At 72.7% G+C, this 14,196-nt stretch carries 13 protein-coding genes; 6 read left to right on the top strand and 7 right to left on the bottom strand.

Annotated features, from left to right (window positions below):
* Positions 1–65: 65 nt before the first annotated feature.
* Together AB0M08_RS33075 and AB0M08_RS33070 are read left to right on the top strand one after the other, a co-directional pair.
* On the top strand, positions 66–1,034 hold the full coding sequence (locus AB0M08_RS33075) for an AsnC family transcriptional regulator (RefSeq protein ID WP_364501921.1): 969 nt from the start codon (positions 66–68) through the stop codon (positions 1,032–1,034).
* 87 nt (positions 1,035–1,121) lie between these two features.
* Positions 1,122–1,991 (top strand): alpha/beta hydrolase, encoded by an 870-nt coding sequence (locus tag AB0M08_RS33070; protein WP_364501919.1) that lies wholly within the window; start codon positions 1,122–1,124, stop codon positions 1,989–1,991.
* A 123-nt stretch (positions 1,992–2,114) separates the two neighbouring features.
* Here the strand turns inward: AB0M08_RS33070 and AB0M08_RS33065 are convergent, their stop codons facing one another.
* The 7 genes from AB0M08_RS33065 to AB0M08_RS33035 form a co-directional block, all read right to left on the bottom strand.
* Positions 2,115–2,270 (bottom strand): hypothetical protein, encoded by a 156-nt coding sequence (locus tag AB0M08_RS33065; RefSeq protein WP_364501917.1) that lies wholly within the window; start codon positions 2,268–2,270, stop codon positions 2,115–2,117.
* Between the two features lie 73 nt (positions 2,271–2,343).
* Complete coding sequence (locus AB0M08_RS33060) at positions 2,344–3,387, bottom strand: LacI family DNA-binding transcriptional regulator (RefSeq protein WP_364501916.1); 1,044 nt, start codon at positions 3,385–3,387, stop codon at positions 2,344–2,346.
* Between the two features lie 215 nt (positions 3,388–3,602).
* Positions 3,603–4,244 (bottom strand): hypothetical protein, encoded by a 642-nt coding sequence (locus tag AB0M08_RS33055; protein ID WP_364501913.1) that lies wholly within the window; start codon positions 4,242–4,244, stop codon positions 3,603–3,605.
* Between the two features lie 199 nt (positions 4,245–4,443).
* Positions 4,444–6,675, bottom strand: a complete 2,232-nt coding sequence (locus tag AB0M08_RS33050; protein WP_364501910.1) for a bifunctional diguanylate cyclase/phosphodiesterase — start codon at positions 6,673–6,675, stop codon at positions 4,444–4,446.
* A 46-nt stretch (positions 6,676–6,721) separates the two neighbouring features.
* Complete coding sequence (locus tag AB0M08_RS33045; protein ID WP_364501907.1) at positions 6,722–7,510, bottom strand: SAM-dependent methyltransferase; 789 nt, start codon at positions 7,508–7,510, stop codon at positions 6,722–6,724.
* A 119-nt stretch (positions 7,511–7,629) separates the two neighbouring features.
* Positions 7,630–9,549, bottom strand: coding sequence for a bifunctional diguanylate cyclase/phosphodiesterase (locus AB0M08_RS33040; RefSeq protein ID WP_364501904.1), 1,920 nt, complete (start codon positions 9,547–9,549; stop codon positions 7,630–7,632).
* Between the two features lie 529 nt (positions 9,550–10,078).
* A complete protein-coding gene (locus tag AB0M08_RS33035) occupies positions 10,079–10,615 on the bottom strand; it encodes a hypothetical protein (RefSeq protein ID WP_364501901.1) in 537 nt (178 codons plus the stop codon).
* A gap of 275 nt (positions 10,616–10,890) precedes the next feature.
* Here AB0M08_RS33035 and AB0M08_RS33030 point away from each other — a divergent pair, with 275 nt between their 5' ends.
* From AB0M08_RS33030 to AB0M08_RS33015, 4 genes are read left to right on the top strand one after another with little or no spacing between them, the layout of a single operon-like run.
* Positions 10,891–11,958, top strand: coding sequence for a glutamate-cysteine ligase family protein (locus AB0M08_RS33030; RefSeq protein WP_364501898.1), 1,068 nt, complete (start codon positions 10,891–10,893; stop codon positions 11,956–11,958).
* Between the two features lie 48 nt (positions 11,959–12,006).
* On the top strand, positions 12,007–12,459 hold the full coding sequence (locus tag AB0M08_RS33025) for a MarR family transcriptional regulator (RefSeq protein WP_364501896.1): 453 nt from the start codon (positions 12,007–12,009) through the stop codon (positions 12,457–12,459).
* Between the two features lie 5 nt (positions 12,460–12,464).
* Complete coding sequence (locus AB0M08_RS33020; RefSeq protein ID WP_364501893.1) at positions 12,465–13,829, top strand: MFS transporter; 1,365 nt, start codon at positions 12,465–12,467, stop codon at positions 13,827–13,829.
* A 32-nt stretch (positions 13,830–13,861) separates the two neighbouring features.
* Positions 13,862–14,155: a DUF1330 domain-containing protein gene (locus AB0M08_RS33015; protein ID WP_364501891.1), complete on the top strand. Its 294-nt coding sequence runs from the start codon at positions 13,862–13,864 to the stop codon at positions 14,153–14,155.
* Positions 14,156–14,196: the final 41 nt, after the last annotated feature.

The raw sequence follows: 14,196 nt of genomic DNA, 5'->3' as shown, positions 1-14,196 counted from the left end.
TCCCCGGATTTCTCGTTCCAGATCGGCTTGTGTTGCGGATCTCGACATGCTGCTACATTTTTCGCATGGATTTCGACGATCTTGATCGGCAGGTCGTGCACGCCCTGCGCATCAACGGACGGGCCGGCTGGAAGGAGATCGGCACGGTCCTCGGTGTCTCCGACCAGACCGTGGCGCGCCGCTACCGTCGCCTGCGGGCGGAGGCGGGCGTCCGCGTGGTCGGGCTGCCCAACCCGATCGGGCTCGGCTACGAGAACTGGGTGCTCCGGCTGCGCGCGGCGCCCGACGCGGCGCTGGCGATCGCCAAGGCGCTGGCCCACCGGCCGGACACCGCCTGGGTGACGATCACCTCGGGCGGCACCGAGATCTCGGCGAACGTCCGGGTGCCGGCCAGCCACGACCGGGAGGCGCTGCTGCTGCAGAAGCTGCCCCGGACCCCGCGCCTGGTCGCGGTCACCGCGCACTGCGTGATCCACAACTTCGTGGGCGGCGCGGTGGGTCCCGATCGCCGGGACGGCGCGCTCACCGACGACCAGATCGCCGCCCTCACGCCGGCCACCACCGGGACCTCGGCGGCCCGCCTGACCGACGCGGACGCGCCGCTGATCGACGCGCTGGCCCGCGACGGGCGGCTCAGCTTCGCGGACCTGGCCGGGGTGACCGGCTGGCCGGAGTCGACGGTGCGGCGGCGGACCCAGGAGCTCTTCGAGTCCGGGTCGCTCTACGGCGACGTCGAGGTGGACATGGAGAGCTTCGGGTACCGGGCCGCGGTGCTGCTCTGGCTCTCGGTGGCGCCGTCGCGGCTCGCGGCGGTCGGCGAGGCGCTCAGCGAGCACGAGGAGGTGGTCTTCGCGGCGGCCACCACCGGGCCGACGAACCTGCAGGTGACCGCGATCTGCCGGGACATGCCGGAGTTCTACCGCTATCTGAGCGAGCGGATCGGACAGCTGGAGGGGGTGGAGCGGGTCGAGTCGGCGCCGCTGCTGCGCCACGTGAAGCAACTCGGTACTGTCGCGCCGGACATAACGCGGTAACAATTATGGCCATGGGATTACCGGCGAGTAGCTCCGTGACGGACGATATCTACGTCCATCGATCTGCGCTCCTCTCCGGAGGTCCACGTGCTCGCCGTCAGATCAAGAATCGCCGCGATCGTCGCCACCGCCGTCACGATCGTCGCGATCAGCACCGCACCCGCCCACGCCGCCGACAACCCCTATGAGCGGGGTCCCGCGCCGACCACCGCCAGCATCGAGGCCGTGACCGGCCCGTTCGCCACCGCGACGGTCACCGTCTCCCGCTCCAGCGTCAGCGGCTTCGGCGGCGGGACGATCTACTACCCCACCGACACCACGGCCGGCACGTTCGGCGCGATCTCCATCGCCCCGGGCTTCACCAACTCCCAGTCGGCGGTCGCCTGGCTGGGCCCGCGGATCGCCTCGCAGGGCTTCGTGGTGTTCATCATCGACACGAACACCACGCTGGACTTCCCGGACAGCCGGGCCACCCAGCTGCTCGCCGCGCTCGACTACCTGACCGGCTCCAGCTCGGTCAAGTCCCGCATCGACGCGACCCGGACCGGCGTGATGGGGTACTCGATGGGCGGCGGCGGGGCGCTCTCCGCCTCGGTCAACCGGCCGTCGCTGCAGGCCGCGGTGCCGCTGGCCCCCTGGCACACCACCAAGAGCTTCTCCACCGACACGGTGCCGACGCTGATCTTCGGCGGGGAGAACGACACCACGGCGCCGCCGTCCTCGCACGCCGAGGTGTTCTACACCAGCCTGCCGAGCACGTTGGACAAGGCGTACATCGAGCTGGACGGCGCCACCCACTCCGCGCCGACCTCGGCGAACGTGACGATCGCCAAGTACAGCATCTCCTGGCTCAAGCGGTTCATCGACAACGACACCCGGTACGAGCAGTTCCTCTGCCCGCTGCCGAGCGGCTCGGCGATCCAGGAGTCGCGGGGCAACTGCCCGCACACCTCGTAGCAGCCGATTGTTTCGGCCATAGTGGCCTGTGACTCATCCGGCACCCGGCAACCTGCGCCGGGTGCCGGCGCGTCTTCGTCTATAGCGGTGGCGGTAACCGGTTCGGGCCGCCACCGCATTTCCTCACTTGTCGCTCGCGGGCACCCCGGTGCGCGGGCTGTCCGGCTCCTGGTGGTGTTCCGGCATGGGGGCCGGGCCCGCCTTGGCCCGGTCCGGGTCGTCGTTGAGGTCGATCGGGCGCTCGATGTCCGGCCGGCCGGTCGGCTCGGGAATGGTCATGGCAACCTCCTCGGTCACCTGTCCTCATACCCGTTCTGCGGCCTTCCTACCCCACCCCTGACGATCCCCGGCCCTACCCACCCCGGACGATCCCCGACGACGCCCTGGCGACCAGCGCCGGGACGAACGTGGCCTGCTCATGCTCGTGGTCCGGGTTGGTCGCCTCGTCCAGGACCAGGCGCGCGGCCGTACGCCCCAGCTCCTGCCGGGGCTGCCGGACCGAGGTCAGCGGGACCGCCGCGGCCGCCGCGAAGTCGATGTCGTCGAAGCCGACGATCGCCAGGTCGCCCGGCACCCGCAGCCCGGCCGTCACCGCGTGCTGCAGCAGGCCGAGCGCCAGCAGGTCGTTCGCGCAGAACGCCGCGGTCGGGCGGCGCCGCGACGGCAGCCCGGCCAGCCGCTCCCCCGCCGAACGCCCCTCGCTCACGGTCAGCGCCTCGGTCGGCAGGTAGATCAGGTCCTCGGCGGGCCGGCCGAACTCCGCCCACACCTCCCGCGCTCCCTGATAGCGCTCCCGGACCTGCCCGATGCTCTCCGGGCCACCGACGAACGCGACCCGCTCGTGACCCCGATCGATCAGGTGCTCCACGGCGATCCGGCCACCCAGCACGTCGTCCACCGCGACCGAGCAGTGCCCGCCCGCGCGGCTCAGCCGGTCGACCATCACGAACGGCACGCCGCGCCGGGCGATGTCCGCCAGATGCTGCGCGTCCGGGTCGACCGGGGTGATCAGGATGCCCTGCACCCGCTGCTGCAACAGCCGGTCGAGGTGCTTGGACTCGCGCTCGGCCCGCCCGTTGCTGTTGCAGACGAAGAGCGACAGGTCGGCGGCATCGGCGGCGTCCTCGATACCCTCGGCGACGTCGTGGAAGAACGGGTTGCCGCCGTCGAGCATCACGTAGGCGAGGGCCCGGCTGGTCCCGGCCCGCAGCTGGCGCGCCGACTCGTTGCGCACGAACCCGAGGTCGGCCATCGCCCGCTCGACCCGCTCCCGGGTCGCCGTGCTGACCACCGAGGGCCGGTTCAGCACGTTCGACACGGTGCCGAGCGAGACGCCGGCCGCCGCGGCGACGTCCTTGACCGAGGGGGCCCGTCCGTTGCGCGGCTGCTGTGTCAACCCGGTGGCCTTTCTTGAACGTAACGTTGAAACGCGATCCACGGCCGATCCCCCGCCAGAGTTCCATGCCTTGTGAAACATTTCAACCAGGATCGGTGTGTGCCAGGTTGTGTACCATGCCACCCCTCCTCCCCGGGTACGGGGTTCGGTCACCTCACCCCATCCGGGGCCGCACCGGAACGCCTTCGCGGGAGTGGGGCACCGGGAGCGGCCCGTCAGACGGGGGTCGTGGGCGCGGGGGTGCGGCGCGGGGTGCGGATCCAGCTCGGGCGGCGGAGCAGGGTCACGGTCAGCAGGGTCAGGCAGAGCAGGGGCATGGGGTGGCCGGCCCAGAAGGCGACGGCCAGGTCGACGACGGTGCCGGCGACGGCGACCACGAAGATCCAGCGGGGTGCGGTCGGGGCGGGGCGGGCCGCGCGGATGCGGCCCCAGGGCTTGGCGAGGGAGAGCCAGGCCTGGAAGGCGATCGCGGAGGCCATCAGGACCGTGCCGGTGATCTGGAGCGGGGTCGGGCCGGCGGTCGCGGCATGGGCCAGGGCCGGGGAGAGCAGGAAGATGCCGATGTAGAGCTGGACCACCGTGATGGTGAACTTGACCGCCACCCACCAGTGCCGGAAGAAGCCCCACGGCGTGGCGGCCGCCAGCATGAAACCGGTGAAGGCGGAGGCGTCCGCCATCGGGCCGACCAGGCGGCCGTCGACCTTCAGGGACATCGACATGGCGGCGTGCGCGACGGACGGGTCGGTCGTGGCGAAGGCCACGCAGAGCAGCAGGCACATGGTCATGGCCTGGGCCATCCAGGTGACCGAGGTGAGGACGTGCAGCCAGACGGTGAGGGTGCGCCAGGTGCGGGTCATCCGCTCAGGCTCGCAGCGGGCCCCGGCGCCACACATCCGTGATGACCACGAGCATCGATCAGGGCTTACCCCGACGGGAAGATCGGCGCGGCCCGGCGCCACCCTGAGCGGGAGCGCTGAAGGTCGCGGAACACATCACGTACCGAAGAATGGTCATGCAAGGGCGCAGAGCGGGGGAAAGCGAAGGTGGCGAGGGACGTCAGGCGGCATGGGTGGGGAGCATGGAGCTGACGGCAGTGAACTCGGCGGCGGTCATGGGCTTGCCGTAGAGGTAGCCCTGGGCGACGGAGCAGCCCAGGGACTGCAGCTCGGTGGCCTGGGCCGTGGTCTCGACGCCCTCGGCGACCACGCACAGGTCGAGGACCGTGCTCAGCCGGATCACCGCCTCGGCGACCGCGGCGCCGCGCGGGGTGCCGTCCAGCTCGGCGACGAACGCGCGGTCGATCTTGAGGACGTCGACCGGGAGGCGGGCGAGGTACTGCAGGGAGGAGTAGCCCGTGCCGAAGTCGTCGATGGCGATGCGGACGCCGTGTCGGCGCAGGGCGTCGAGGGCCGGGACCGCGGACTCGTCGACGACCGCGGACTCGGTGATCTCCAGCAGAAGCCGGCCGGCGGGCAGCCCGGTGCGCTCCAGGGTGGCGAGGACCTCGGCGAGGAATCCGCCGTTCTGCAACTGGCGCGGGGAGACGTTGACGTTCATGTGCAGGGCGGACAGGCCCGACTCGCGCCAGCGCTGGGCCTGCGCGCACGCCTCGGCCAGCACCCACGAGCCGATCTCCACGATCGCGCCGGTCCGCTCGGCGATCGGGATGAACTCGACCGGGGAGACCGGGCCGAGCGCCGGGTGCGTCCAGCGCAGCAGCGCCTCCACCGAGCGGACCGAGCCCTCGGGCAGCTGCACGATCGGCTGGTAGTGGAGCTCGAACTGGCCGGCCGCGAGACTCGGCAGCAGCTTGTCACCGATCAGCGCCTCGCGGGCCCGGCGGTCGATCATCGACGCGTCGTAGAGCCGCCAGCCGTGTGCCCCGGAGCGCTTCGACTCGTACATCGCCAGGTCCGCGCGGCGCTGCAGCTCCTGGGCCGAGTCGCCGGGCGCGGCCAGCGCCAGGCCGATGCTGGCCCGGATGGTGATCTCGTCGCCGTCGGCGAGCACCGGGTGGTCGGCGAGCGCGGCGAGGATCCGGTCGGCGACCGCGACCGCCTGGGACTCCTCGGCGACCCCGGCGAGCAGCACCACGAACTCGTCGCCGCCGACCCGGGCCGCCACGTCGCCGCGCCGGATCGCGCCGCGGGTCAGCCGGGCGAACTCGATGAGCACCCGGTCGCCGACCGCGTGGCCGTACCCGTCGTTGATCAGTTTGAAGTCGTCCAGGTCGACGAGCATCAGCGCGGTGCTGTTGCGGTCCCGCAGCCGCCGGTCCATCGCCAGCCGCAGCCCGGTGATGTTGGCGAGGCCGGTGAGGGCGTCGATCACGGTGAGGCGGTGGCTGTCCCGTACCGAGATGAACTGGCGCAGCGCGAGCGTCGCGGTCATCACCGCCTGGCCGATCGCGAGCCCGCCCCACGGCATGAACGCGTGCTCGCGGATGGTGAAGACCACCAGCAGGGTGGAGCCGGCCGCGACGCAGGCGTACGGCAGATGCGCCGACCAGGCGGGCATGGTGGCCGGCGCGGCCTCGGTGTCGTCCCGGGCGCACTGCTGCATCGCGGCGACCGTCATCAGCAGCGAGGCGATCACCAGGCAGCTGGAGGCCAGAATCGACTCGCCGGTCGCCTGGCCCTGGACCCGGACCGCGGAGAACGCCGCGTCGCCGACCGCGTAGAGCAGCATCCCGCCGAGCAGCACCATCAGCGGCCGGACCATCCGCGCCACCGCGCCGCGGATCAGCACCACCACCACGGCGCAGAGCAGCAGCAGGTTGCCGAGCGGGTAGCCGAGCTCGTAGCCCCAGGCCGCCCCGGCGCCCTTGACCAGCGCCGGCTCCAGCGCGAAGTACCAGATCAGCATGAAACCGCTGCTGAGCACGGTGCCCACCTCGGCCAGGAACGCCCACCGGTGACTGCCCGCGAGACGGTACGTCGAGATGCTCAGCGCCGACGCGCTCAGCAGCGCGAACATCGCGAGCCCGCAGACCGTCGCACCCCAGTACGACGCCGCCGAATGGTGCAGCGTGTCCACCGTCCAGATCACCGTCGACGCCGCCGAGCAGGCCCGCCCCGCCGTCGCCAGACGCCAGGTCAGCGCGCTCCCGGTGGCCCGCCGCGCGGCCCGCCACGAGTAGACGACGCCGAGCGGGTCGAGCACCAGCAGCCAGATCCCGAGCACGGCGGAGCGCGCCGGCGGGTACACGACCGCCAGGATCTCGCTGACCAGCACCATGGTGATCAGCACGACGGCGAACCGCGGCAATCCGAGCTGTCCCGAGCGCATCCTCCACCCCCAAGAACGATCGGACGGCGCCGCCCGGACCTGAGAGCTAGGGCTTTCTCCCGACACCGCCGTAGAGGGCCACCTGGGTGTCGGTGAACGGGGAGTCGGCCTCGGGGCGCCAGCGCAGGATCGGGACGACACCCGGGGCGACCGGGTCGAGGCCGGTGAAGAAGCGGGCGACCTCGTCGAGCGAGCGCAACCGGCTGGCCATGCCCTGACGGCGCATCACCGCGGTGAACCGCGCCCAGCCCTCCGGGTCGTGGTCGGCGGTGATGTGCGAGACCACCAGGTAACTGCCGCCGGGCAGCGCGTCCATCAGCCGCGCGACGGTGCCGTACGGGTCGTCCGCGTCCTCGATGAAGTGCAGCACCGCGAAGAGCAGCAGCGCGACCGGTTCGGTCAGGTCGAGCGTGTCCCGGACCCCGGGGCTGTCCAGGATCCGCTCCCCCTCCTGGAACGCGGCGTCGACGTACGCGGTCCGCCCCTCGGGTGCGCTGGTCAGCAGCGCGCGGGCATGGGCGAGCACGAGCGGGTCGTTGTCGGCGTAGACGATCCGCGCCGCCGGGTTCACCGCCTGGGCGATCTCGTGCGTGTTCGGCGAGGTGGGCAGCCCGGTGCCGATGTCGAGGAACTGCCGCACCCCGGACTCGGCCAGGAACCGCACCGTGCGCCGCAGGAACGCCCGGTTCTCCCGCGGCGCGGTGGCGGCGTTCGGGTTCGCCTGCAGGCCCTGTTCGGCGGCGGCCCGGTCGGCGGCGAAGTTGTCCTTGCCGCCCAGCAGGTAGTCGTAGACGCGGGCCGGGTGCGGACGGCCGGAGTCGAGCGGTTCGGTCATCCGCCGAGCCTGCCACAGTGGACGGTCGATCTCGACCCGCTCAGCCGATCGGTGCGCCCAGGTGCCCGGACCAGTACGCCGAGCCGCATGGCGGCCATCACGGCATCACGAGGCGAACCTCAGCCCGCGCTGGTGACGAGCTCCGCACCCAGCCGGGCGGTCAGGTCGGCGGCCGGCATCGGGCGGGCGAAGTGGTAGCCCTGCGCGGTGTCGCAGCCCAGCGAGGTCAGCGCGTCCGCGGTCTCCTGGTCCTCGATGCCCTCGGCGACCACCACCAGGCCCAGGCTGTGCCCCAGGTCGACGGTGGACGCGACCAGCGCGCGGCTCCCGGCGTCCGCGGTGATCCCCATGACGAACGAACGGTCGATCTTCAGTTCGTCGGCCGGGAGCAGCCGCAGGTAGCTCATCGACGAGTACCCGGTGCCGTAGTCGTCGATCGAGGTCTTCACGCCCAGCTCGCGGATCCGGCGCAGCGCCTCGATCGCCGTCGACGGGTCGGACATCACGCTGTGCTCGGTGACCTCGACGCAGAGCAGCTCACCGGGGACACCGGCGGCGAGCAGGGCGGCGCCGACCCGCTCCGGGAACGTCGGGTCGAGCAGGCTGCGCGTGGAGACGTTCACCGCGACCGGCACCCGGTGCCCCGCGGTCAGCCAGGCTCCGGCCTGCCGCAGGGCGATGTCCAGCACCCGGTCGGTGAACCGGTGGATCAGGCCGGTCGACTCCACCACCGGGATGAACTGGCCGGGCGAGATCGGGCCGGTCACCGGATGCGTCCAGCGCGCGAGGGCCTCGACGCCGATCATCTCGCCGGTCGCCAGGGCGATCTTCGGCTGGTAGTGCAGCGTCAGCTGGTCCGGGTCGTCCATCCCGCGGCGGAGGTCGCCGAGCAGGGTCAGCCGGGCGTCACCGTCCTGGCCCTTTCCGACGTACGCCCGGAAACCCTCCCGATGCTCCTTGGCCTCCCGCATCGCGGTGTCGGCGTGCCCGAGCAGCGTGCTCAGGTCGTCGTCCGGGCCCGCCGTGGCCGCGCCCACGCTGACCTCGAGGTCCACGGTGACGTCGTCCAGCAGGAACGACTCGTCGAACGCGGCGTGCAGCCGGGCGGCGATCTCCGGGGCGGCCGCCGGGTCGCTGTCGAGCAGCAGCACCGCGAAGTCGTCCCCGCCGAGACGGGAGACCACGTCGGTGGAGCGGACCGAGGCGGCCAGCCGGCGACCGGCCTCGGAGAGCAGCAGGTCACCGACGCGCGGGCCGAGCTGGTCGTTGACGTACCGGAAGCCGTCGATGTTGACGATCAGCACCGAGGGCGCCGGACCAGCGGTCAGCGCACGCTGCACGTGGGCGGTGAACGCCGTCCGGTTCGGCAGCCCGGTCAGCACGTCGGTGGCGGCCAGGCGCTCCACCGCGTGCCGGTACGCCCGCGACGACCAGCCGAAGAGGGCCAGCACCACCAGGCTCAGCCCGAAGGTGGTCAGGCTCGCCCGCAGCAGCCCCGCCGAGTCGTGCTCCGCCGACGCCAACCGGTCCCGGTAGCGGGCCAGGTAGACGTTCTTCATCGCACCGAGGCGCTCGGCGATCCGCCCGTACGCCGGCTCCAGCATCGTCGCCAGCGTCACCCGGGCGGCGTCGCGGTCGCCCCGGTCCAGCTGGCCGAGGAAGTTCTCGATCTGCGGGCGCAGGTTCAGCTGCCGTACCGCGATCAGCCCGGCCTGCATCGCGAACTCCGCCTCCGTCTCGGCGATCGCCCGCATCGCCTCGTACGTCTGCCGGTCCGCGCCCAGCAGCCGGGCCCGCTCGATACCGTACGGCTCGGCGAGCGACGCCTGGATCAGCGACAGCTCGGTCGCCGAGAGATAGGCCGCCTCCTGGTACGCCGTGACCTGACTCCCGACCGCGGAGAGCTCGTCGACGATGCGGGCGTGCCGTCCGGCGTCCAGCAGCGCCAGCCCGGAGAGCACGGCCAGGGTGGTGGCGAGCAGCGCCGTCACCCAGGGGCGGGGCCGCCACGCGGCTACCCGTGCCCGGATCGCACCCATCTCTTCGCCTTTCGCCGTTCCGACCCGTACGAAAGGTCAGATCGGCACGGGCGACGGCGACTAGCGGAACCCGGCCGTTGCAGTCGGGTTTTACGTTTCAATACCCCGATCGACGTGCGTTTTCAGTGCATCCCGCTCGCTTCCCCTCCGCGGCGACTCCGCTGGTCGATGCCGGCGGGGTGGGCGTTCTCGGTCACGGTCCGGGGTGGGCCCGGTGTGGCCCGGCTTGATCGACCTTTCATGATCGACTGCGGGGACGATCCCCGTGGCTGGTGGTCACGGGTGTCTCGGCGGGCTTGAGTGACCCCTGGGCGCCAGCTTTCCCCGCGTGGCTGGTGTTCCGGGGTCTCTCGGAGCGCCCGCGACACCCCGGAACGCCAGCCGACCGGCCTGAGGCACTCCGGATCGCCAGCCGACCGGCCTGAGGCACTCCGGATCGCCGGCTAACCGCCCGCGGGGCACGCCGGCCGGGCCACGATCGAACCCGGGCCGACGATCCGGCGGCCCGGGCGGGACAGAATCGACCGGGTCAGCGGAGGCCGCTCGCCAGCCGCGGGCGTAGGGCGGGCTCGGGCGTGTGGCGGCGCAGCGGGCCGAGGGCGAGCAGGATGAGCAGGGCGCCGGCTGGGAGCAGGGCGAGCTCCAGCAGGCTCAGGGCGATGCCGGCGCCGAAGAGCAGCGGCGTCCAGGCGGGCAGACGGCGGGCGGCGACCAGCAGCCCGAAGAGCGTCAGCGCACCCACCGGGAAGAGAGTCAAACCCGCCGTTTCGGGTACGCCCGGCGTCTCCCGCAGGTCGAACGGGAGGTCGGCGAGGATCGCGGCGCAGAGCAGGGCGAGCCCGGCGAGCGCGGCGCCGGCGGCGATCGTGGCGAGCCGGCGGGAACCGGGCGGGACCAGGGCGCGCAGGCCGGTGACCAGCAGCGCGAAGACCAGGAGGCCGACGAGGAAGGCCAGGTGGCCGAGGTTCGTGAACACGCCACCGAGCAGGCGGAGGACACCGTAGAACAGCAGCAGGACCGGGCCGGCGAGGGCCGACCACCGGACGGTGACCGGATTCGATGTCATGCTCCGACCGTAGGACCCCGTGAACCCCGGGGATATCAGCAGTTCCCCCGATGACGCCCCCTAGGGCATCCTAGGAACCTATCTCGATATCGGTGACCCGGCAGGGTGCTTTACGGTGCGATCCGGTAGGTTCCCGGCGCCGACCGGCGGGCGCCGGGCGGGCCCTCGGCGCCATTCGCCGGCGCCGTGACCGGCTATTCCTATCCCTCAGATAGGAATGCTATGGTGGGCCCTCGCGGCAGGAGGAACCGCGACACGAGCATTCGGAGGCAGCAGTGACCTTCCTGACCGAGCGGGCCGCCGAGGAACTCATCGCCGCGAGCGCGTTCGCGCCGGCGGTGCCCGGCTTCGTGGGAATCGCCGTCGACCTGCTGCTCGACCCGGCCTGCGCGCCCACCGGCCGCCGGTCCCTGCGCCACGGATTCCTGGACGCCCGCTCGCCCCGGGTCATGGTGGTCAGCGGGCCGCCCTCCCCCGGCCTCGAGGTGGCGCTGCGCCGGATGCAGGACGACCTGGCCGCCTCCCAGCGCGTCGTCGAGCAGCACGGGCTGACCGTCCTGCCGCACGCCACCGACACCGTGCACCCGGAGGGCCCCGCGCACGCGCTCGGCACCGCGACCGCCGGCATCCGGGTCGGCCTGGAGGCGGGCCTCGAGGGCGGCGGCATCCTCGGACTCCAGCAGCGCTGGGCTCTCGCGCACACCCTGGCACCGGTGCTGGCCGCCGCGTTCGCGAACGCTCCGCTGCGGCACGGCCGCCCGACCGGCTGGCGCAGCGTGCGACAGGCCCTGCGGCGGGACCTCCCGGTGCTGCCGACCAGCGAGGGCCGGATCGGGGTCGATCCGCGTACGGCCTGGACGGCGTACGTCATGGAGGCACCGACCGTGACCGGGCGCACCCTGCGCGAGCGGCTCCGGGCCGGCAACCGGATCACCGAGGCCGACCTGCAGCGGCACCTCACCGCCCTGCGCCCGCCGGTCGCCGCGCGCGGCCACCTGGAGCTCGACGTCGCCGACCGGCAGGCCGGGCAGAACTGGCGGGTCCCGGCGACCGTCGCCACCGTGCTGCTCGACGACCCGCCGGCGGCCGCGGAGGCGTACGCGGCGACCGCGCACCTGGTCGGCGAGCGCGGCCTGTGGGAGCGCGCGGCACGGGACGGCCTCACCGACCCGGTCCTCGCCGCCGCGGCCCGGGCCTGCTTCCTGGCGGCCTACGGCGCGCTCGCGCGGCACGGCGCCGACCGGGCACTGCGCGACGCGGTGGCCGATTTCGCGGACACGTACGTGTACCGCAACCGCTGCCCGGCCGACGACGTGCTGGACCGCGCCGCCGCGCGTCCGTGAGACCGTCACTTCCATAGAATTTAAATATAAAAATGCTATGCTTCGGGCGTGAGTCGTCGAGACGATGCTGCGGGCGCTGACATCGGGGCGGCCCTCTACGGGCTGGCCACCAGGGCCGCGCGGCGGCTGCCCCGGGACATGAGCCTGACCTCCGCCGCCACCCTGGCCACCCTGGACCGGACCGGGCCGCGGCGGATCACCGACCTGGCCGCGGTCGAGGGCGTCACCCAGCCCGCGATGACCACCCTGGTCCGGGTGATGGAGGAGTCCGGCCTGGTCGAGCGGCAGGGCAACCCGTCCGACAAGCGGGTCACGCTGGTCTCCCTGACCGAGGCCGGCGCCGCCTATGTGCGGACGCGGCACCAGGCGGGCGTCCAGGCGTTCGAGCGGTTGATCGGCGAGCTCACCGGCGACGAGATCGCGGCGCTGATGGCGGCCCTTCCGGCGCTGCGGCATCTGGCGGAGCTGGAGAACCAGGACCGCGACGGGCCGAAGCGATGAACGGGGTGCAGACGCGGCTGCTCGTCCCCGCCCTGGTCTTCATCGCTCTGGTCGTGGCCGCGGTCGCCAGCCTCGGGACGCCGCTCATCACCAGCGTGGCGACCTCGTTCCACGTGTCGCTCGGCAGCGCGCAGTGGACGCTGACCGTCGCGCTGTTCAGCGGCGCCGTCGCCACACCGGTCCTGGGACGGCTCGGCGCCGGTCCGCACCGGCGGGTCACCATCCTCGCCACGCTGGCGGTCGTCGTCGCGGGCAGCGCGCTCACCGTGCTGCCGCTGCCGTTCGCGTGGCTGCTGGCCGGCCGGGCGGCCCAGGGCGTCGGGCTCGGGCTGACGGCGCTGATGATGGGCGTGGCCCGGGACCACCTCCCCGAGGAGCGCGGCGCGGCCGTGATCGCCCTGATCTCGGTGGTCTCGATCATCGGGGCCGGCGTCGGCTACCCGCTGGCCGCGCTGCTCGCCGGGCTCGGCGGGGTCCGCGCCGCGTACGGCTTCGGCCTGGTCGTCACCGCCGCCGCCCTCCTGACCGCATGGCGCTCCGTGCCCGACGCCCCCGAGGGCCGCTCTGCCCGGGTGGACGTGCCGGGCGCGGTCGTCCTGGCCGCCGCGCTGCTCCTGGTGCTGTTCCTGGCCGGCGAACGGAGCCTGTGGAGCGGGCACCCCGCCGCGGCCGCGGGCCTCGCCGTCGCCGCGGTGGCGCTGCTCGCCGTCTGGACCGTCATCGAGCTGCGCAGCCCGGCGCCCCTGATCGACGTGCGGGCGGTACGGCACCCGGCGGTCGCCGGGGCGAACCTCGCCATGTTCGTCGGCGGGATCGGCATGTACCTCCTGCTCACCCTCATCACCCGGTACGCGCAGACCCCGCACGGCGCCGGCTACGGCTTCGGGTTGACCACCTTCGTCGCCGGGCTGGTCCTCATCCCGTTCTCGGTACTCGGGTTCGCCGCCGGCAAGCTCACGCCGCGGGCTCAGCAGCGGATCCCCGGCCCCCTGCTGCTGGCCGGCAGCGCCGTCGTGGTCGGCGGCGGGTTCGTCCTGTTCGCGGCGGCCCGGTCGGGCCTGGCCGAACTCTTCGTGGCGATGGGCGTGCTCGGTCTCGGCGTCGGCGGTTTCTCGGCCGCGATGCCCGGCGTCATCCTGGCCGTCACGCCCAGGAGCGAGACGTCGAGCGCGATGAGCTTCAACTATGTCGTCCGCAGCGTCGGGTACTCCCTGGGCAGCGCCGTCGGCGGGCTGATCCTCGCCGCAGGCACCGCACCCGGCCGTCTCCTCCCCGACGACCGCGCCTACACCACGGCGGCGCTGACCGGTGTCGTCGCCATGGCGATCACGACGGTGGCGAGCCTCGTTCTCGCCCGTCGTCGGTCGTGAGTCAGATGTACCCGTTCACCACTGGAGGTTCCATGCCCAAGGGCTACTGGGTCAGCGCGTACCGCACCATCGCGGACCCCGGGAAGCTGGCCGCCTACAACACGCTGGCCGGTCCGGCCGTCACGGCCGGGGGCGGCCGGGTCCTCTCCCGAGGCAGCCGGGTCGTGGCGCACGACGCCGGTGTCGCCGAGCGCACCGTCCTGATCGAGTTCGACAGCTTCGAGCAGGCCGTCGCCGTGCACGAGAGCGCGGCCTACCAGGAGGCGCTGGCCGCCCTCGCCGACGGCGCCGAGCGCGACTTCCGCATCATCGAAGGCATCGACTGACGGAGTACGGTCGTCCATCGCGAGGTCGACACCGGTTCATC

It is taken from the genome of Actinoplanes sp. NPDC051851 (assembly GCF_040681165.1).
Lineage (GTDB): Bacteria > Actinomycetota > Actinomycetes > Mycobacteriales > Micromonosporaceae > Actinoplanes.
Note: the sequence above shows the minus strand (reverse complement) of the source record. Positions and strands in the feature narration are given on the sequence as shown.

Coding starts and splice junctions, on each gene's coding strand:
- AB0M08_RS33075 (WP_364501921.1), top strand. CDS start 66: ATGGATTTCGACGATCTTGATCGGCAGGTCGTGCACGCCCTGCGCATC.
- AB0M08_RS33065 (WP_364501917.1), bottom strand. CDS start 2,270: ATGACCATTCCCGAGCCGACCGGCCGGCCGGACATCGAGCGCCCGATC.
- AB0M08_RS33055 (WP_364501913.1), bottom strand. CDS start 4,244: ATGACCCGCACCTGGCGCACCCTCACCGTCTGGCTGCACGTCCTCACC.
- AB0M08_RS33050 (WP_364501910.1), bottom strand. CDS start 6,675: ATGCGCTCGGGACAGCTCGGATTGCCGCGGTTCGCCGTCGTGCTGATC.
- AB0M08_RS33045 (WP_364501907.1), bottom strand. CDS start 7,510: ATGACCGAACCGCTCGACTCCGGCCGTCCGCACCCGGCCCGCGTCTAC.
- AB0M08_RS33040 (WP_364501904.1), bottom strand. CDS start 9,549: ATGGGTGCGATCCGGGCACGGGTAGCCGCGTGGCGGCCCCGCCCCTGG.
- AB0M08_RS33035 (WP_364501901.1), bottom strand. CDS start 10,615: ATGACATCGAATCCGGTCACCGTCCGGTGGTCGGCCCTCGCCGGCCCG.
- AB0M08_RS33015 (WP_364501891.1), top strand. CDS start 13,862: ATGCCCAAGGGCTACTGGGTCAGCGCGTACCGCACCATCGCGGACCCC.